This window comes from Mycolicibacterium sp. XJ662, assembly GCF_053484035.1.
The window spans coordinates 317520-335490 of record NZ_JBEFTL010000001.1; the positions used below are offsets into that span (position 1 = coordinate 317520).

Here is a 17971-nt window from a genome sequence, read left to right on the forward strand (position 1 = left end):
TCCGGCGGTGCAGTGGCATCACGAATCCGCCGAGCGAGGGGCCGCCCCGCGGGCAGCTGGCACCGACGCGATGATCAGCAACTACACGAACGGGGCGAAGGTGCCGCGGACCGTGGCCGCCTACTTCGCATCGGTACGCAGCCTGGTGAACTCCGCGCGGTCAATTTTCTTCTATCAGCCGCGGGGCACCGAGGCCGAGGAGTACCACAAGTGGTACTACAACACCTTCGTCTGGCGGAAGACCTCCTGGATGGGGGTGACCTGTTGGAAGTCGGTCAGCGACATGTGGAACTACCAGGAGATCCTGGTGGACCTGAAGCCTTCCCTGGTGATCGAATTCGGTTCGAACCAAGGCGGTTCGGCGTTGTTCTTCGCCAACACGATGAGGCAGATCGGTCGGCCGTTCAAGGTGCTGTCGGTGGATATCACGCACAAACCTCTGGACCCCCTGGCGCGACGCGACCCCGACGTGTTGTTCGTTGAATCGTCATCGACCGCCCCGGAGGTCGCCGAGCAGATCCGACAGCTCAAGGAGGAGTATCCGGGCAAGATCTTCGCCATCCTGGACAGCGACCATTCGATGGATCACGTGCTGGGCGAGATGAAACTGCTGCGGCCGTTACTCGCATCCGGCGACTATCTGCTGGTGGAGGACTCCACCGTCAACGGACACCCCGTCCTGCCGGGCTGGGGTCCAGGACCGTATGAGGCCATCGAGGCCTACGAGCGCGAGTTCCCCGACGACTACACCCATGACCTGGAACGAGAGAACAAGTTCGGTTTCACCTTCGCCCCCTACGGGTTCCTCATCCGCAATTAGCGCCTGGCGCGTAAGCGAGCGAAGTTTTCCACCAGATCGGCAGCGGCTGACGCGCTTTCGGAGGATTCGGTGATGTGCGGGGCCAGCTCGCGGGCGTGCGTCCGGTACCGGGGGTCCAGGATCCGGCACAGACCGGCGTGCAACGATTTCTCAGTTGTCGTCGAAAACCGCTGGCCAGCACCCACTTTCATCCTGCTCAGCTGGGCCGCGAAGAACGGCTGGTCGGGCAGCGTCCAGAGGATCAGCTGAGGCACCCCCGCCCGCAGGCAGGCCGCCAGGGTGCCGGAGCCGCCGTGATGTACCACCGCGCGGCACTTCGGGAAGAGGGTCGCATAGTTCACCTGGCCTACCACCTTGACGTGGCCGAACCGCGGCGCGCTACCGAAATCTGTTCCGCCTGCGCCCACTAGGGCTCGCTCACCCAACCGCGCGCAGGCGGCGCCGATCATTTCGATCGTTTCTGCCGGGGAGCCGATCGGTACGCTGCCGAACCCGAAGAAGATCGGCGGCGAGCCCTCGGCGATCCACTCCGCCGCCTCCTCGTCGGCGTCGGTCGGCGACTCCAGCGCCAAAGCGCCGACGAACGGCCGCCTTTCGTTCCACGTCGCCCACTCGTCCGCCAGTTTCGGGAAGCACGCCCGCTCGTAGGCCTGGATTTCCAGCGCACCGCGGTCGGCGATGCGCCGCGGTGCGGGCGCAGCGGCGTTGGCCAAGCCGAGTTCGCGGCGCTGGGCGTCCTCGTCATTCCGCGTCCCACGCCAGGCCAACCAGTCGTTGACTGTCATCGCCGTGCGACTCAGCGCCGGCGGCAGAAACGGCAGGAGTTGGCCGTGGGCCCGGCAGGGGAAGTAGTGCAACGTGGCCAACGGCAGGTCGAGAGCCTCGGCGACGTTGGCGGCGGGTTGCTCGAATATCAGCCCGGTGAGCAGCAAATCGGCCCCGTCGGCCGCCGCCGTTAGCGACGTGGTCATCTCCGCCCAGCACTCGGCCGCGAACTGTTCGGTCTCGCGCGCCATGCGCCTGAGTTCCTTGAGCCGCCAGGGTGTGCGCGAGTAACACGTGAAGTACTTGCGTTGCAGCTCGAGTATCGGCGCCGAATCCAGCCCGTAGCCGATCGCCTCGAGACCGGCGGCGGCGGCGAAGCCAATCAGGTTGGGTGGCACGGCCATACCCACGTCGTGGCCTCTGCGCTGCAGCTCACGGCCGATGACGACAGCGGGTTCGATGTCGCCGCGCCCGCCGTAGCTCGACAGCACAAATCTCATCGTGGGGTCTTGGCCTTTCATTCCTGCGCCCACACACCGTCAGGAGCAACGGTCATTATTACCCGGTTTTTGACGCTCGCGTCAGCGTTTGGCCGCTGGCTCGGCTGATCGTTGATAGGCTCCCGAATCGCCCAGACCAGAGGGAACCGCGCTGGGCCATCCCCGGCTGAGGAGTTCGGTTTTGGTTGACGGCGAGCTGAGTCCGCGCGAGGCCGAGCGAATTGTGTGGGACGTGATCGTCGTGGGCACCGGCATGGGTGGCGGCATGTTTGGCTACTCGCTGGCCCGGTCGGGCCGCCGGGTCCTGTTCGTCGAGAAGGGCCGCTCGACGTTGCCCGGCACCCCGGGCACCATCCGCTCGGCCATGCCCGAACTGGCTGAACCGGCGGCGGCTCGATCGGCCGAGGCGTACTTTGCCGCGCTGGCGAGGGCCGGACGCTCGACCGACGAGGTCGAAGACATCAGCGGCCGTTTTCCCAAACGGTTCGTGCCGTTCATCGGCAGTGGTACGGGCGGCTCGTCGGCGATTTACGGCATGGTCTGTGAACGGTTCTTCGTCGACGATTTCACGCCGCGGCAGAACTTCGCCAAACCCGGGGGTTCCACGGTGCCGGAGGCGTGGCCGATCACCTATGAGCAGATGGCGCCCTGGTATGGCGAGGCCGAGAAGCTGCTGCGGGTGCGCGGTCAGGCCGATCCGTTGCGACCGGAGGCTGCTGCGGTCGGACTGCCTGGGGCGCCGCCGTTTTCAGCCGACAACCAGCCGCTGGTCGACTATCTGTCAGGTCGTGGATTACACCCATATCGCCTGCCGATGGCCTGCGACTACGCCGACGGGTGTGCCACCTGTCAGACCTATCTGTGCCCGCAGTCGTGCAAGAACGACGCGGCCCGTGCCGGCGTGCTGCCTGCCATCGCAGAACATGGCGCCCAAATGCTCACCGAGTGCCGGGTCGTCGCCCTTGACGCCGACCGCACCCGGGTCCGACGGCTGGTCTGCGAGAGCCCGTCGGGCCGTCTTGAACTGACGGGCAAGGTTGTGGTGCTGGCCGCCGGTGCACTGGCCACCCCGGTGCTGCTTCTCAACTCCCGATCAGGGGACTGGCCGCGAGGTGTGGCGAACAGCTCAGACATGGTGGGGCGCAACCTGATGCGTCACATGCTCGACCCCATCGAAATCTGGCCACAGCCCGACGTCACGACCACCGCCGCCAACAAGGAGATCGGGCTCAACGACTTCTACTTCCATCAGGGCCAGAAATACGGCACCGTGCAGTCGTTCGGTGCGGTACCGCCCATGGAGTGGCTCATCAACCGTCCCACTCCGCAAGGCAAGGCGTTGCGCCTGATGCGCCCGGCAGTACGCCGCATCTACGAGAAGTTCTTCACCGGCGGACTGATCCTCGCCACGATGATGGAAGACCTTCCCTATCTGGACAACCGCGTGCTGCTCTCGGATCGCCCGGGCGCCGACGGCCGCCAACGCATGCGAATTCAGTACCGGCTGCACGCCAGCGAAATTGACCGGCATGCGGCCTTTCAACGGCTTTTCCAGCAGATGCTGAAACCGTTTCGCAAACGCAGGCTGGGCAGCGGAAAAGACAACTCGAACATGGGGCACGTCTGCGGCACCTGCCGATTCGGCACCAATCCCGCGACCAGTGTGCTCGATCCGCAGAACCGCGCCCACGGAATGGAGAACCTCTACGTGGTGGACACCTCGTTCTTTCCGTCGAGTACGGGTTTGAATCCGAGCCTGACCGTCGCGGCCAACGCCTTGCGGGTGGGCGCGCATGTGGACCGGGTGCATTTCCCCAACTGATTGCAGCGCCGGTTCCCGCAGACGCCGACTGTCGGGCCGAGTAGTGTCCGGGCAGTGTGGGGGTCGCTGCTGGCACTGGCGCTGGTGGGATCGCTGAACCCGGTGCGCCTGGCGGCCACGCTGCTGGTGAGTTCCCAACCTCGGCCGCTGCACAGTCTTTTCGTGTACTGGGTCGGCAGCCTGACGATGGGGCTTTTTGCCCTCGTGGTGCCGCTGATCGTGCTGCACTTCACCCCAGCGCTGAAGCCGTTCACCCAAGAATGGGCCACGCCACAGTCCAGTCCTACCGTTCGGTACGTCCAGCTGGGCATCGGCGTGCTGGCGCTCACGGGTGCAGCACTGCTCACCGCGGGTTCGCTGACGCACCGCGGGTGGTTGGCACGCTTCGGCGCGGCGGACGAAAGCGTTCCGGTCCTGATACGGGACGCGGAGCCGCCCTCCGAGGCCGCACAAGACACTTTGTCGGACAGCGGTTCTGCGATCCGCGAACTGCTCGGAAGAGCTCATCAGGCATGGCGGAAGGGCTCGCTGTGGGTCTCGTGGGTTATCGGCCTTGTGATGGGCCCGGCGCCCGACGTCGTGCTTTTTGCGCTCGCGGTGATCGTGGCCTCCGGAGCCGCGATCGGCGCGCAGATCATCGGCGCGGTCGCCTATGTGCTCGGGGTCCTCGGCGTGGTCGAGATCATCTTGCTCAGCTATCTGGTCAACCCGCCGAAAACCCAAGCCGCACTGCGGCGACTGCACGGGTGGGCGTCGACTCACCGGCAGAAACTTCTTGCCGCCATCTTGTTTGTCGTCGGGCTCTCGATGCTGGCGCACAGTTCGGGAGCGTGATTGCGCAGCGTCACATCCGTCGGCAGTTCAGGCCCACGTCTCCCCGCGCCGGTGGACCAACGCGAGCGCCGAGAGGCCGAGTTTCACAAAAGGTAGCGGCATCATCCGGGTCAGGTTGTGGTAGCGCCGCACATCGGTGAACACGGCCCGAAATCCACGCTCGCTCATCCGATACGCCTCGAAGACGCGATTCAGCTCGCCCTCGTCAAAGGGCTGGTCCCGCGACGCCGCGCTGAGCAGCTCATAGACCACCGAAACCCAATCGGTGCCGAAGGGTTCGGCGACCGGGCCGCCATGTCGGTGGTGTCGAAGGTCTGAGGTGAGGAATTCGTCGATGGCGTTCTCATCACCGGAGTCGAGATCGATGCCGAGGGTGGTGGAAATCCGTTTCACCTCCCGCCGCCAGTTTTCGAGCAGGTTGGAGTACTCGACGAACACGCGCGGCACCCCGCGGCTACTTCTCTCGGCCAGCAACGTGTACCTGAGCCAGGATGCGCTCACCAGCTCGGGCGAGGAGCTCACGTACAACTGGCGACCGGCACGCTTTCCGATCGACCCGATGACCTCCGCAGGGTGGCGAATCGCGACCACCACGGCGACGTCGAATCCCGCCTGGCGCGCAGCCTCGAACCACAAGTCCGTCAGCGCCGTCATCTTCGGCTCTTTGAGGACCACCAGCGGCGCAGTCGGCAACGTCGTGAGGTACGCGCGGATCTTGGCGATGCAGGCGGCTTCCGCGTCGGCGTCGATCGTGCGTTCTTCCGGTGAGCGCAACGACACGTCGTAACCATCGCTGCCCTGGCGGCGCAAGATCTCTTCGTTGAGAGAGATGGCTGCGCGCGGCTCCCAATAGCCACGGGGATTGCTTCCCGTGGCGCCCAAGAGCCCCCTCGGAAGCGCGGCGCCACTCAGCGAAAGGACCCGGGTCAGCGCCGAGGTGCCCGAGCGGCCAAAACCGATGATGAACAACAGGACCGGGCGCGCCGCGGTCCCCGCTCGTGCCGCAGCCGTCACCCGCTCACCTCCGCGCCGCAAGATCGGCTGTCATCCAAGCCAAGACAACTCCCAACCGATCGCTATGAACAGCGACGTCATCGCTACGGCGCACCTCCTCCGCGCGCCGCCATCGGTAAGCAGAAAGCAAGCGGGCTAAATTGTCAAGCCCGTCAAAATTTCCCTGACCGCGAATATTATGCCTGCCATGACACGACCCTCAACGCCCCGCGCCGATGTCGTTGCGCGGATCATCACCGCGGACGTTGCACTCGGTCCCGTCCTCCGACAATCGATCCAAAGCGTCAACAAACGGCTCTACCCGTACCTGACCCGCCGGGTCAGCGACGACGTCTGTTTTCTGAACTGGGGTTACGAAGAAGACCCGCCGATGGCCATTTCGCTCGAGGCCTCGGATGAGCCCCACCGGTACCCGATCCAGCTTTACCACAGCACCGCGACCCAGGCCGGTGCACTTACAGGCAAGCAGATGCTCGAGGTCGGCTGCGGACACGGCGGTGGCGCGTCGTATATCAGCCGCGCGTTGGGACCGGCATCGTATGTGGGCTTGGATCTCAACCCGGCCGGTATCGAGTTCTGCCGTCACAACCATCAGGTCCCTGGTTTGGAGTTCGTGCAGGGCAACGCCGAGAGCCTGCCGTTTCCCGCAGCGTCGTTCGACGCGGTGATCAATGTCGAATCATCGCACTGCTACCCACATTTCGACCGATTTCTCGCTGAGGTCGAGCGGGTGCTGCGGCCGGGCGGCGCGTTCCTGTATACCGACGTGCGGCAGCGCTACGAATGCTCGCGATGGGAAGCGGGGCTGGAGAGCGCACCGGGGCTGCAACTCGTCTCATGGCGGGAGATCAACGCAGAAGTGCTGCGCGGGTTGGACCTCAACCCCACTCCGTGGGGTGGCCGGGTGATGGACAGTCTGGTGCCGAAATTCATGCGGCGCATGGCCCGCAAGGGCGCACCCGTGCGCGAATCATGGATCTACCAGAACCTGGCAAACGGCCGCATGTCGTATCGGATGTACTACTTCGTCAAAGGTTGATCGGTTTCATCTGAGGAGCCCCCGATGGCCGGCGCCGCTGCATCGAGAACAGGAAAAGCATGACGAGTCAACGAACGTCGGGAACGAACCGGTCAACCCTGGCGACCAAGCTGAGGATCCTGAACCAACTCGTGTTCTACCGCGGGGATACCCGGCTGTTCTCTCAGCTCTTCTACCGCTCTACCGGGTCCGAACCTGAGGAGTACTCCAAGTGGTACTTCAACAATCTGGTGTGGCAAGACACCACTTGGATGGGTATCGAGACGTACAAGTCACCCTGCGATATGTGGAATTACCAGGAGATCCTGGTTGATCTCAAACCGTCCCTGGTGATCGAGTTCGGCTCGGCCTTCGGTGGCTCAGCCGTTTACTGGGCCAGCGTGATGCGACAGCTCGGTGAGCCGTTCAAGGTACTTTCGGTCGACATCAGCCATAAGTTGCTTCGGCCTGCGGCACGGCGCGACCCGGATGTGGAGTTCGTCGAGTCATCCTCTGCGGCGCCAGAGATCGCTGAGCGCATCAGACAGCTCAGAGCTGAGTACCCCGGCAAGGTATGGGCGATCCTGGACAGCGACCACACGAAAGACCATGTGCTGGCGGAAATGAAGCTCCTACGACCGTTGCTGAGGGCGGGCGACTATCTCGTCGTCGAAGACTCGCTGCTCAACGGACATCCGGTCGCACCCGAATGGGGGCCGGGTCCGTACGAAGCCATCGAGGCGTACGAGAAGGAGTTCCCCAACGACTACACCCATGACACGGCCCGTGAAAGTAAGTTCGGCTGGTCATTCGCCCCGTACGGGTTCCTGGTCCGCAACTAAGGCAAGCTGAACCACTCAAAGCGTACGCCCACGCCGATCGGCAATACCGCCGGTGCGCGCAAAGCCTTCCGCGAGGTCCGCAGCGACAGCCGCGCTTTCAGCGGGCTTCGACATGCGAGCGGCGAACTCGTGTGCCCGCGTTTGATATCGGGGGGCAAGGACGCGACGCAGGTCCGTGAGCAATGTCTGGGCGGTGGTCGTCGAAAAGCGGCGTCCAGTACCCACTCCCAGCCGTTTGAGCTGAGCTGTACGTAACCACTGATCGGGCAGGGTCCAAAGGCCCACCTGCGGGGCTCCCCCGCGCAGGCACGCGGCGATGGTGCCCGCGCCGCTGTGGTGTACAACCGCGCGGCAGTGCGGGAAGATCCGGGCGAAATTGACCTGACGAACTACCTTGACGTGCGGGGGATACGAGATCGCGCTGAAGTCAGTGGCGCCGGCCCCCACCAGCGCTCGCTCACCCAACTGCTCGCTGACGGCACTAATCATGGCGATCGTGTCAGCGGGTGACCCGACCGGTACGCTGCCGAATCCGAAGAATATCGGCGGTGGCCCACTGCCGATCCACGATATGACCTCGTCATCGAAATACGTTGGCGACTCCAGCGTCAACGTTCCGACGAAGGGTCTTCGACCTCCCCACTTCGCCCATTCTGCTGCCAGCCCAGGGACCACCGTCTCGTCGTACGCCTGGATCTCCAGGGCGCCACATTGCGCGATCCGGTTCGGCCACGGAGTTTTCGCCTTCGGCAAACCGAGTTGACGCCGCTGGGCATCTTCGACTTGTTTCACCGGGCCTGCCCATGACATCCGCTCGTAAACCTTCATGACAGCGCGCCCGAGAGGCGGCGGCAGGTAAGGCAGCACCTGTCCGTTGGCTCGCATCGGGAAAAAGTCCACCGTGACGAACGGGATGCCGTAATACTCCGCGACATTCGCTGCAAACTGCTCGAAACCGTTGCCGGCGACGATCAGGTTGGCCCCTTCCGCCAGCGAAGCCAAGGTCGCGAACGCGTCCTGTGTCCAACATTGCATGACGATCTCACCGATGTGGCGTCCAAGCCGTTCCAGCTCTTTCGGCCTTGAAGGAATTCGGAAGAAACACGTCCAATAGTCGCGCTGCGCGTCCATCATGACCTGCGAGTCGCTCCCCCAGGCAGTCGCTGCGAGCCCTGCCGACTCAGCGAATCCAACCACGTTCGGCGGCACCACGATCTGCACGTCATGGCCTCTGCGCAACAACTCGCGACCGATGACGATGCAGGGCTCGACATCTCCACGGACGCCGTGGCATGCCAGCACTACCTTCATCGCAGACTCGGCCTTTCAAGCGTTGCGCGCACGCAAGTTCAGGTACACCGCCCAGTATCGCCGCTCGTTGTCGGCGCCGTGAGCAATTGCCTATCTGCCGAACAGCGCTTCGGCCGGGAGTTGTTGAATGCGTCCCCTTGTCCGGCGCGCGCGCCTATAGTTCCGGCGTGGCGCGACAAAGCGATCGCTATATCCCGAACCTGTACTCCCGCGATATCGGCGTCTACGAGGCGCAGTACCAGGACTTCATTCGTCGGGCATTGGCCGATCTGCGCCGGCTCAAGATCCCGGGGCACACCCTGTTGTGGGAGGCATCCCAGCTCGACGGTGACGGCCTGGTAATCGACTTAGGTGTGTGGATCGGCTGGTCGACCCGGCTGCTGGCGGAGCGATCCGGTCGCCGCGTGTACGGCTTCGACACCTTCGAAGGTCTGGTGGAGGATTGGCAGGTCGACGACGAGCGGCTCGTTGCAGCTGGGGCGCTGTCGATTTCGGAACCGTTCGCGCAGCGCCTCATCGAAGACACCGGCGTCACCGTCGTCGACGGAATTCCGGCTGCGCTGGGCCGCGATGTCGAGTTCATCAAGGGCAGCACGTACGACACGCTGGCGCCGTTCCTCGATGCCCATCCGGGACCGGTCCGGCTGTTCCACATGGATCTGGACACCTATGAGAGCTGCTTGCACGCGTTGGAAACCTGTAAGGAACGCTTCACGGTGGGGTCGATCCTGGTGTTCGACGAGTACCTCGTGACGAACGGCGAGATGAGGGCGTTCTACGAATTCCAGCAGAAGTACGACTTCGACTTCCGCTACCGCGCGTGGGGTTTGGAGATCATGGAGATGAATGTCGCGATGGTTACCGACCGCGTGAAGCGCTTGATACACCAGGTGGAATGGTTTCAAGCGCAGCGCTTACTCGGCGATGGCAGCTACGTATGGAAGTTGTGGGACAAACGATTCTGGCGGTTCTGGTTGCGCGCACCGTGGGGCGACATCCGGTTTATGCTCGGCGCGATCGGACAGCGCAAGTCGGTCAGCTTGGAGATCACCGCGCTGGGGCGGCTTGGAACCTGAAGGCTCAGCTGACTCGAGGTCAGCTCGGCTCCCTGATCGGCAGCCCCGCCGCCCGGTAGACCGCGTCGATGAGCGACATGTTCTCGACGGCATCCTGCGGTGTCGTCCGTACCGGCTCGCCACGAAGCACCGCCGCGGCAAACGTGTCCAGCTGATACGCGTAGGTGGCCCGCTTCGGGAAGCGTTCCACGCGCCGGCCGTTGGCTGATCGCACCGAGAGTCGCGGGTAAAGGTGAGGTGCTGCGGGACTGAGCACCCGCAGCTTGCCGGCGTCGCCAATCACGCTCGCGGTCGCCCAAAACAGCTTCGACGACCACAGCGCGCATCGGAGCCGACCGGTATGCCCTCCTGCGTACCGCAACTCCGCCGACATGGCCCGATCCACCTGGGGTTTCTGCAGTTTTGCCCGGGCCGAAACGACTTCGGGGGTGGAACCGCCGAAGGTGCGGGCCATGTTGGCCACATAGCTTCCGGCGTCCATCATCGCGCCGCCGCCGAGCTCGTAGTTGTAGCAGTTGGCCTTGAACGTCGGCAGCATGACGCACAAGCTCACGTCCACCCGCTGCAGCGTGCCCAACTCCCCGGAGGCGACGATCTCCTCGACCCGCCGAGTCAATGGGTGATGGCGAAACTGGATGGCCTCCATCACCACGCGGTCCGACTTCGCCGCCAAGTCGGCGATCTCACGGGCCTCGGCGGCATTTGCGGTGAACGGTTTTTCGCACAACACGTGCTTGCCGGCAGCAAGGGCGGCCTTGGTCCACTTGCCATGCATGCTGGTCGGCACCAGGACGTAGATGGCATCCAGGTCGGGGTCGTCGATCAGTTCCTCGTAACTGCCGTAAGCCTTTTCAATGCCGTGTTCGGCGGCGAAGGCCTCAGCGCTCGGTACGTCGCGTGATGCCGCCGCGGCCACGACGACCTCGGCATTTCCTTTCGCCGGATTGATGATCGTCGTCGGCGCGAAGCTCGAAGCGCCCAAGATGCCAATCCGCACCGGGCCGTCGCGATCGGGCATGGCGTTTCTCTCCTGTGTCAAGCCGCGCGGGTCGGCAAGGGCAAGGTCGGTTGTTGCGATGGGTTCACAGTGCCCGATGACGGTGTGCAAGTCCAGGATCCGGCCACTGCGCATGCGCTGAAGGAGCTCGCTCGAAGCGAGAGTAGAAGACGTTGCAAATTGGTCGAGCAGAATTCGGGTTGTTTACCGCCCGATGGGCTGTTCGGTCAGGCAACTAGTTACTTGCACTTTGTACGAATTCAACGGGTAATTGCCGCCAGGGGAACCATTTTCGTGCGGAATATTGCAGACACAATACTGACGGCATGGTTAAATACGACTGGTTTGAAGGCATGCGAAACTAAAGCATTCCGGGGGCTGAATTGGGGGGACATTTTCCTGCACGTGTGCAGGCTCAGACAGATCCGCCAAACGGTGGCACATCGCCGTCCCCGAGCGCGCCCGACATCAGCTACCCCACCAAAACGACAGTGGCACCTGCGACCACGTTGGGCAAAATGCGTCGTTGGTGTTCGACGTCAGCCGTCGGCTCTGAACGGTGGCACCGAATCCTCGCAGCAGCTATCGCTGCAATCCTTTTCTGGCCAGAAGCGTCCGTAGATCCCAGCATCGGGACCTCGCCGTCCTATCAGGCCGGGTTCGCGCTTGCACCAATCCACCACCTCGCATGGGGCCCTGAAATCGTATTCACGTTCGGCCCTCTCGGGTTTCTGCAGAATACGGCGTACTACTCACCCGGTCAGTCGCTGCTCGGTTCCATTTACCAGGCAATCGTCGTCGCGACATTTTTCCTGGGAATCGCCGCGGCATTGCGACTGCGCTACGCCCCGATGACCTCGCTCATCGGAGCTCTCGCAACGACGGCGATCGTGATCATCCTCCACATCGGCCACGGGCCCGTACCCGGACTCGAGTACCCGGAGTTGGCTTTTCTCGCGGCGTTCGCGTGGGCGAGCGTGCCACTGTTGCAGCGCGACCCCAAGCCCGCGACGGCGCTCATCACCTGCGTTGCGCTGGGCGCGGCCGGAGGCTTCCAGCTGTTGGTGAAGTTCAACACCGGCGTCACGATTTGTGCTATCGCGCTGATGCTTTCAATCCTCCTCGACTGGAGGGCTACCGGGCGCCACGTGGCGACGGTAGGCACGTTCGGTGTATCCGTCCTCCTCTGTTGGTTGCTCGCCGGTCAGCGCTTCGGGAACTTGCCCCTCTGGCTCAAGTACAGCGCCGACATCGTCTCCGGCTACAGCGAGGGAATAGTCACCCCGAACTCCCCCTTCGCCGGCCCCACGCTTCTGGTCATTCTCACCTGGGGAGCGGCGCTCTGCGTGATGTACCTGCGTGGCCGCCCAGAGATCCCGCGACGTTTTGTGGTGCTCGTCGGGATCGCCACCGCGATCGCCGCCAAGACTTCGCTGCGCCTTGACCTTTGGAGTTGGTACGGCCTACTCAGCTTCATCGTGGTTGCGATAGCCCTCACTCCTTACCGCCGTCCGCGGCGCCGGGTGTTCGCCGCAGTCATCTTGGCGGCAGTCATCGTGCTCTCACTCGCCGGAGAACGCGCCATCAACCACATCATTGGTAGTCCATACGACCGTCTCGCCGCAGCAATACAGGCACCCGCGCAAGCAGTCGACCGGCTGGCGACGCTGGCAGCCCCCGGTGCCCTCGAGCAGCGCATCCAAACAGCCAAGGCTCGTCAGCGTGAGCTCTACGCCGTCCCCGATTCGTTCATCGAGACGATCGGATCGTCGACGGTCCACATCGACCCGCACGAAGCCTCGGTCGCGTGGGCCTACGACTTCTCCTGGCGCCCTGTACCTGATTACCAGACTTACCAGACCTACACCCCCACCCTTGACCGCATGAATGCCGAATCACTCACCAACGGGACGGAATTCGTCCTATCACGGATCTCGTCCAGTTCGCCGGCGAGCGGGGTGTACGGCCTACTGGGGGTGCAAAACTCCCCTCGGTATTCCCGTGCGCTGCTGTGCAACTACACCGTGGACGGTGTGCAGGACGGCTGGGCGCTATTCAGGCGCAGCGAGACACACTGCGGACCGCTCGCCGAATTGTCGCGCGTCGACATCCATAACGGCCAGCCCATCGCCATCCCATCAGCTAGCGCCTCGGACATGGCAGTGCTCGTCAGCATCGAAGAGCACCCGACTGTCGTCGACCGCCTCTTTCGGGGAGCCGTTTTTCCGCTCTTCCTCCCGACGGTCACTCTGGACGGGGTCACATACCGGATGCTCGCCGCCACCGCGGACGAGCCATTTCTCGTTGTCACCCCAGCCGTCGTGAATGGCACGAACCTGCAGATCAATTCCGACACGATTAATCTTGGGCGGGCCCCAGCCCTAGGATTAGGCGCCGTCACCGGGCGGCTGTACTTCCACGAGATGCGGGTGGGCGAACAGCCATGAAATACGTCGCCCTGTTCGCTACCGCGCTACTGCTCGCCGGGTGCCGAAGTGGTGCGCAGCCCGCCGGCTCGCATTTGCGCGCATCTCAGCCAAGTACCGTGATCCCCAAAACCATCATCAACACTGACGGCACCTACCTCGGAGTCATCGATCTCGATGGCAAGTACGTGGTGGGCGAACTAGATAACCTGTTCCCTGGCAAGTACCGCAACTCTGGTGGAACGAAATGTTTTTGGGCGCGGCTTCGCAGTCTCGACCCGAATGACATCATCGAAAGCGGGGACTCCAGCGATGCCCAAACCGTCGATATCCGGGCCACAGACGTCGCTTTCGTAACACAGAACTGTGGCGTCTGGCAGCGCGTCCTTGAGTAAACAAGCTACTGTCCAATGTCGGGCCGAATCTGGCGCCAAAGCTAGTCCGGTTGTTGCGGTCAGTTCCTGTGGCCCGTAGGTGGTCCGCAGGGCTCCAACCGACAGTCAGCACATGTTCTGCCCCGAAAGGGGCAACTGCATCAGGCACCTGTGCGTCCGAGAATCGGTGGACTCGTCGAAACTCACGCTGATCACCGACCCCAAAAGCCCAGACCCGCCGAAACTTCCACCATGCAGGACTAACCCGTCTTTATCCCGATAAATGTCCCTCGAAGCTTCGCTTGGTAAGAACCTCCGAGCAAAGACTCTGCGATGTTTGGCTCCAAGCCGTCATACTGTTCCATCACGAGGTCAAATCCAACATCGTGAATTGTCTGAAGTAGGTGCTCGCGTTGGATCCAGAATGACCGATGATTATCCCAAGACGACCATTTGCGGGTTTCTCGATCGCGCAACGATGGAAGCCACCAAGAATTGCTTCGATCGCTGGAAAACTCCGGAAACCACCTTCCCTGAAGACCCTCGTTTTCACTGACTGGCGACAGCCATAAGTTTCTAGGCAACGAAAGATAGAAGCCTTCGGGGTTCGGCTTACGAAGAACCCTGGCGAGTGCCCATCGCAACCCTGGTACTACGAAACGCGCTATCACGGGCACTCGAAACTTGATATCGGCCAACCTCTGGGAGATGGGTCCGCGACTCGAATCGATACTTGAAAAGTGTGTCTGCAGAATCAGGAGCTTGTTTGTCGCAGCCGAAAGCTTCTGAAGAAATTCCTTTGGGCGGTCAAGATGGTATAGAAGACCACAGCAGAAGACGGCATCGAATTTTCCATAGTCGGCGATATTGAAGGCGTTATCTTGCACAAACTCTAGATTCGGCAGATCAACTTTCGATTTAACGTAGTTGCATGCTGCGATATTCAGCTCACGCACGTCAATGCCGAGAACTTGAAATCCCATACGGGCGAACTCGACTGCGTACCCACCTTCCAGACAACCCACATCGGCCAGGCGGACCTGGCTCTTATCCCCCGGGAACACGGTTTCCAGGAGTCCGCGCGCCGATACGAACCACGGGTGCTCCGCAATTGAGCCCGCCGAGTCAGGTTTAGTGAAGGTGCCGTCGTCAAGACGGATGTTGTGCGAAGTGAATTCCACCTCATCGCTATGTACCCCTACTACCATCCCGGGCTCCGATCGTTCAAATTATTGCGCTGCTAGGCGGAGATCGCGCCGAGCGTACAGGATTGCCTGGTGTCGTCGAGCCCGTTTTAGTGGTCGACTTCGGGCGGGAAACCTAATGAAGTCTGTTGTGGCCCACTGCTTGCGGCGGAGTTTGAATCGAATCTGGCAGCCTGAGTCGGTGCGGTTCGGCCAACCGCAGTGATCCGAAACCTGTTTGCCAGCCGGCTTTACCTCTCGAAGGCCGCCGCGGTGTAGGCGGCTGATTATGATTTCAGATTGAAGAGTTCGTTGAGCGTGAATTGGTCGTAGTTCGTCGGCCTACCTTGTGGTCAACGGACTGTTTGTGGGTCAGAAGGACGAGATGTCGTTGCACCCGTCTTCGCAGCGTCGATGCACAATCGAGAGCATCAAGACCAACGCTCCTCAGACAGCTTGCGTTCGGGCCACTGATGTCGCCTTCTGCACGAAAGATGTGAATTTCGCGGCGTTCAGTAAGCTGGCTCAACCTCGGCGTTGGTACACGACAAACAAGAGTCGCTCATCGACCGGCCAGGCATGATGCCCGGCGAGGCTCCTCCGCAACTCAGCTCGGCTCGCGGAGAGGCAGACCCGCGGCACGATAAATCGAGTCGATGACGGTCATGTTCTCGATCGCATCCTCCGGCGGTGTCTTCACCGGCTCGCCCCGCAGCACCGCCGCTGCGAAGGCATCGAGCTGATACGCATAGCTGGCGCGTCGGGAAAAGCGCTCGACTCGGCTGACGCCGCCCGCTCGCACGGAGAACCGAAGGAACACATGGGGCAGCACCGGGTTGATCACCCGCAGCTCACCACGATCGCCCACGACCCGGACGGCTATCCTCAGCATGTCTTTCGACCACATCGAACAGCGCAGCCGGCCGATATGTCCCTCGGGAAACCGCAACTGGGCGGTCATCGCCCGGTCGACCCGAGAGTCGCGTAACTTCGCTTGTGCCGAAACAACTTCCGGCGTCGATCGACCGAAAGTCCGCAACATGTGGACGGCATAGCATCCGGCGTCCATGGTCGCGCCTCCGGCGAGAGCGTAGTTGTAACGGATGTCGGAAAACTTCGGCAGCGGAAAACAGAAGGAGACGTCGATCCGTTGCAGCGTGCCGAGCTCGCCGGAATCGATGATCTCCTCGGCGCGCAACGCAAAGGGGTGGTAACGGTAATGGAATGCCTCCATCGCCACCCGCCCCGACGCGGTGGCCACCTGCATGACCTCGCGGGCCTCCGCGGCATTCGCCGTAAACGGCTTTTCGCACAAGACGTGCTTACCCGCCTCGAGCGCAGCCCGAGTCCACCTGCCGTGCAAACCGTTTGGCAGCGGAATGTACACCGCGTCCACCTCTGGATCGGCGATGAGCGCCTCGTAGTCACCGTGCACGCGGGCGATGCCATGTTTGGCCGCAAAGGCTTCCGCACGTCCGACATCGCGCGCCGCCACCGCCGCCACCACGACCTCGGCGTTGCCCTTCGCAGGCGTGATCAGTGCCGCCGGCGCTATCTGGGCCGCCCCCAGCACCCCGAACCGCACCCTGTCCGCCACGATCAGTGCTCCTTGCTGAACCCATTGGCCACACGCACTTGCAGTTCACCGTGCGCAGCGCGCGAGGGGCCGTGATGAAGGCTACGCCAACTGGCCATATCGCAGCAGCCATTACCGATCATGGTGTGCGCGATCGGCATAAACTTTGGCCCGTGTTCGCCGTCGGATGTGCAGTCGTATGAAGCGCCCGTGCGTCGTGGTGGTCTCGAACGTCAGCAGCTTCGGCGGCGGCGGCGTCATCGATTTTCGCGACGCGCTGCTGGCGCTGCGCAGGAAGCGACCGGACATCGGTCTCGTCGCGGTCATCCCGCAACGGGGAGATGTCGCACAGCGCTGCGCTGACGACGGCATCCGAACCCGGATCGCTTGGACGCCGTGGTGGGCGTTTGGCAAGTGGGTGCGTTTCCGCGGCATCGACCCCCACGCGCTGATCGGCTGGTTGCCCTACACCGCGAGCCTGCTACCGGGCATCGTGCAAGCCCTGCTGTTCTTCAGGCGACAACGCCCGACGATGGTCCTCACCAACACCATGACCATCCCGTCGCACGCCATCGCCGCCAAAATCCTCGGAATCCCGCACCACTGGATGGTCCGCGAGTTCGGCAGAGACGACCACGGGCTCTGGTTCCTCTTCGGCTATCGCCGAACCGTCCGTCTGATCGGCCGGCTGTCACAGTCGGTGATCTGCAATTCACACGCCGTCGAGGAAACGATGCTCGCGCTCGATCCCGCGATGGCCACACATGTCGTCTACCCGGCTGTCGACGCCGCAGTCGGCACACCACCGCAGCGCCACCCCGGTGAGCGCATGCGCACCGTACTTGTCGGATATTTCTCTGCCGCCAAGGGACAGCACCTAGCCATCGAGGCCATCGCCATCGCCCGAAAAGCCGGCGTCGACATCGAGTTGACCTTGGTCGGTGCCGGCAGACCCGAGCCATTTCGGGCGCTCGCCCACCGCCTGGGTGTCGCCGATCTGGTGACCATCCACGGACCGACCGACGACGTCGCACGCTACTGGGCTGGAGCTCACGTCGGTCTGATGTGCAGCCAGAGCGAAGCATTCGGCCGTGTCACCGTCGAGGCGATGCGGGCAGGGCTACCGGTCTGCGGGACGGACTCCGGTGGCACCCCAGAGCTCATCAAACCTGGCGTCGCCGGACTGCTCAGCCCTGCAGGAGATGCCAACGCGCTGGCAGCCAACCTCATGGCCCTCGAAGCGGACGAAGACCTGCGCCGCAGCCTGGCGGCCGGCGCGCTGGAAACTTCGCAGCGCTTCGGACGCGACCATCACGACGACGAACTCATCGCCGTCCTCGGCCTGTCTTGACGCGCACCGCACTGTCCGCGTACAGCACCTTATTATCGGTAACGTAAAAATTGTCACCGAT

Annotated in this window: 15 protein-coding genes; 9 read left to right on the forward strand and 6 right to left on the reverse strand. The window is 62.8% G+C overall.

Features of this window, described 5'->3' with window-relative positions; genetic code table 11:
* The first annotated feature begins 7 nt into the window (after window positions 1-7).
* A complete protein-coding gene (locus tag ABQE93_RS01535; RefSeq protein ID WP_448405500.1) occupies window positions 8-820 on the forward strand; it encodes a rhamnosyl O-methyltransferase in 813 nt (270 codons plus the stop codon).
* Here ABQE93_RS01535 and ABQE93_RS01540 read toward each other — a convergent pair.
* Window positions 817-2085, reverse strand: coding sequence for a glycosyltransferase (locus tag ABQE93_RS01540; protein ID WP_448405501.1), 1269 nt, complete (start codon window positions 2083-2085; stop codon window positions 817-819). The two genes, ABQE93_RS01535 and ABQE93_RS01540, sit on opposite strands and share 4 nt — an antisense overlap.
* Before the next feature lie 181 nt (window positions 2086-2266).
* On the opposite strand from ABQE93_RS01540, the gene ABQE93_RS01545 reads away from it, so the two are divergent.
* Together ABQE93_RS01545 and ABQE93_RS01550 are read left to right on the forward strand one after the other, a co-directional pair.
* The gene (locus ABQE93_RS01545; protein ID WP_448405502.1) at window positions 2267-3907 is read left to right on the forward strand and encodes a GMC oxidoreductase; all 1641 of its coding nucleotides are present in this window, start codon (window positions 2267-2269) and stop codon (window positions 3905-3907) included.
* Between the two features lie 54 nt (window positions 3908-3961).
* Window positions 3962-4741 carry a GAP family protein gene (locus ABQE93_RS01550; RefSeq protein WP_448405503.1) on the forward strand — a complete coding sequence of 260 codons (780 nt, stop codon included), beginning with the start codon at window positions 3962-3964 and terminating at the stop codon, window positions 4739-4741.
* 27 nt (window positions 4742-4768) lie between these two features.
* On the opposite strand, the gene ABQE93_RS01555 is transcribed toward ABQE93_RS01550, so the two are convergent.
* On the reverse strand, window positions 4769-5710 hold the full coding sequence (locus tag ABQE93_RS01555) for a sulfotransferase family protein (protein WP_448406484.1): 942 nt from the start codon (window positions 5708-5710) through the stop codon (window positions 4769-4771).
* Window positions 5711-5942: 232 nt separating this feature from the next.
* Between ABQE93_RS01555 and ABQE93_RS01560 the strand changes: the two genes are divergently transcribed.
* Window positions 5943-6794 (forward strand): phthiotriol/phenolphthiotriol dimycocerosates methyltransferase, encoded by an 852-nt coding sequence (locus ABQE93_RS01560; RefSeq protein ID WP_448405504.1) that lies wholly within the window; start codon window positions 5943-5945, stop codon window positions 6792-6794.
* 59 nt (window positions 6795-6853) lie between these two features.
* Window positions 6854-7615: a rhamnosyl O-methyltransferase gene (locus ABQE93_RS01565; protein WP_448405505.1), complete on the forward strand. Its 762-nt coding sequence runs from the start codon at window positions 6854-6856 to the stop codon at window positions 7613-7615.
* Window positions 7616-7630: 15 nt separating this feature from the next.
* Here ABQE93_RS01565 and ABQE93_RS01570 read toward each other — a convergent pair whose 3' ends face one another.
* Entirely contained in the window at window positions 7631-8926 is a 1296-nt protein-coding gene (locus ABQE93_RS01570; protein WP_448405506.1) for a glycosyltransferase, read from the reverse strand.
* Window positions 8927-9093: 167 nt separating this feature from the next.
* Between ABQE93_RS01570 and ABQE93_RS01575 the strand changes: the two genes are divergently transcribed.
* Entirely contained in the window at window positions 9094-10002 is a 909-nt protein-coding gene (locus ABQE93_RS01575; RefSeq protein ID WP_448405507.1) for a class I SAM-dependent methyltransferase, read from the forward strand.
* 19 nt (window positions 10003-10021) lie between these two features.
* Here ABQE93_RS01575 and ABQE93_RS01580 read toward each other — a convergent pair whose 3' ends face one another.
* Entirely contained in the window at window positions 10022-11020 is a 999-nt protein-coding gene (locus ABQE93_RS01580; protein ID WP_448405508.1) for a Gfo/Idh/MocA family protein, read from the reverse strand.
* A 470-nt stretch (window positions 11021-11490) separates the two neighbouring features.
* Between ABQE93_RS01580 and ABQE93_RS01585 the strand changes: the two genes are divergently transcribed.
* Both ABQE93_RS01585 and ABQE93_RS01590 read left to right on the forward strand, forming a co-directional pair.
* Window positions 11491-13446, forward strand: coding sequence for a hypothetical protein (locus ABQE93_RS01585; RefSeq protein WP_448405509.1), 1956 nt, complete (start codon window positions 11491-11493; stop codon window positions 13444-13446).
* Window positions 13443-13820, forward strand: coding sequence for an Rv1352/Rv1906c domain-containing protein (locus ABQE93_RS01590; protein WP_448405510.1), 378 nt, complete (start codon window positions 13443-13445; stop codon window positions 13818-13820). Before ABQE93_RS01585 ends, ABQE93_RS01590 begins: the two co-directional genes overlap by 4 nt.
* 239 nt (window positions 13821-14059) lie before the next feature.
* On the opposite strand, the gene ABQE93_RS01595 is transcribed toward ABQE93_RS01590, so the two are convergent.
* Window positions 14060-14980: a class I SAM-dependent methyltransferase gene (locus ABQE93_RS01595; protein WP_448405511.1), complete on the reverse strand. Its 921-nt coding sequence runs from the start codon at window positions 14978-14980 to the stop codon at window positions 14060-14062.
* 610 nt (window positions 14981-15590) lie between these two features.
* Window positions 15591-16568, reverse strand: coding sequence for a Gfo/Idh/MocA family protein (locus ABQE93_RS01600; RefSeq protein ID WP_448405512.1), 978 nt, complete (start codon window positions 16566-16568; stop codon window positions 15591-15593).
* Window positions 16569-16758: 190 nt separating this feature from the next.
* Between ABQE93_RS01600 and ABQE93_RS01605 the strand changes: the two genes are divergently transcribed.
* Entirely contained in the window at window positions 16759-17910 is a 1152-nt protein-coding gene (locus tag ABQE93_RS01605; protein ID WP_448405513.1) for a glycosyltransferase family 4 protein, read from the forward strand.
* Window positions 17911-17971 lie beyond the last annotated feature (61 nt).

What these genes read in the sequence shown, in the direction of transcription:
- ABQE93_RS01540 (WP_448405501.1), bottom strand. Translation starts at nt 2,085, where the DNA reads ATGAGATTTGTGCTGTCGAGCTACGGCGGGCGCGGCGACATCGAACCC.
- ABQE93_RS01560 (WP_448405504.1), top strand. Translation starts at nt 5,943, where the DNA reads ATGACACGACCCTCAACGCCCCGCGCCGATGTCGTTGCGCGGATCATC.
- ABQE93_RS01565 (WP_448405505.1), top strand. Translation starts at nt 6,854, where the DNA reads ATGACGAGTCAACGAACGTCGGGAACGAACCGGTCAACCCTGGCGACC.
- ABQE93_RS01570 (WP_448405506.1), bottom strand. Translation starts at nt 8,926, where the DNA reads ATGAAGGTAGTGCTGGCATGCCACGGCGTCCGTGGAGATGTCGAGCCC.
- ABQE93_RS01580 (WP_448405508.1), bottom strand. Translation starts at nt 11,020, where the DNA reads ATGCCCGATCGCGACGGCCCGGTGCGGATTGGCATCTTGGGCGCTTCG.
- ABQE93_RS01590 (WP_448405510.1), top strand. Translation starts at nt 13,443, where the DNA reads ATGAAATACGTCGCCCTGTTCGCTACCGCGCTACTGCTCGCCGGGTGC.
- ABQE93_RS01605 (WP_448405513.1), top strand. Translation starts at nt 16,759, where the DNA reads ATGAAGCGCCCGTGCGTCGTGGTGGTCTCGAACGTCAGCAGCTTCGGC.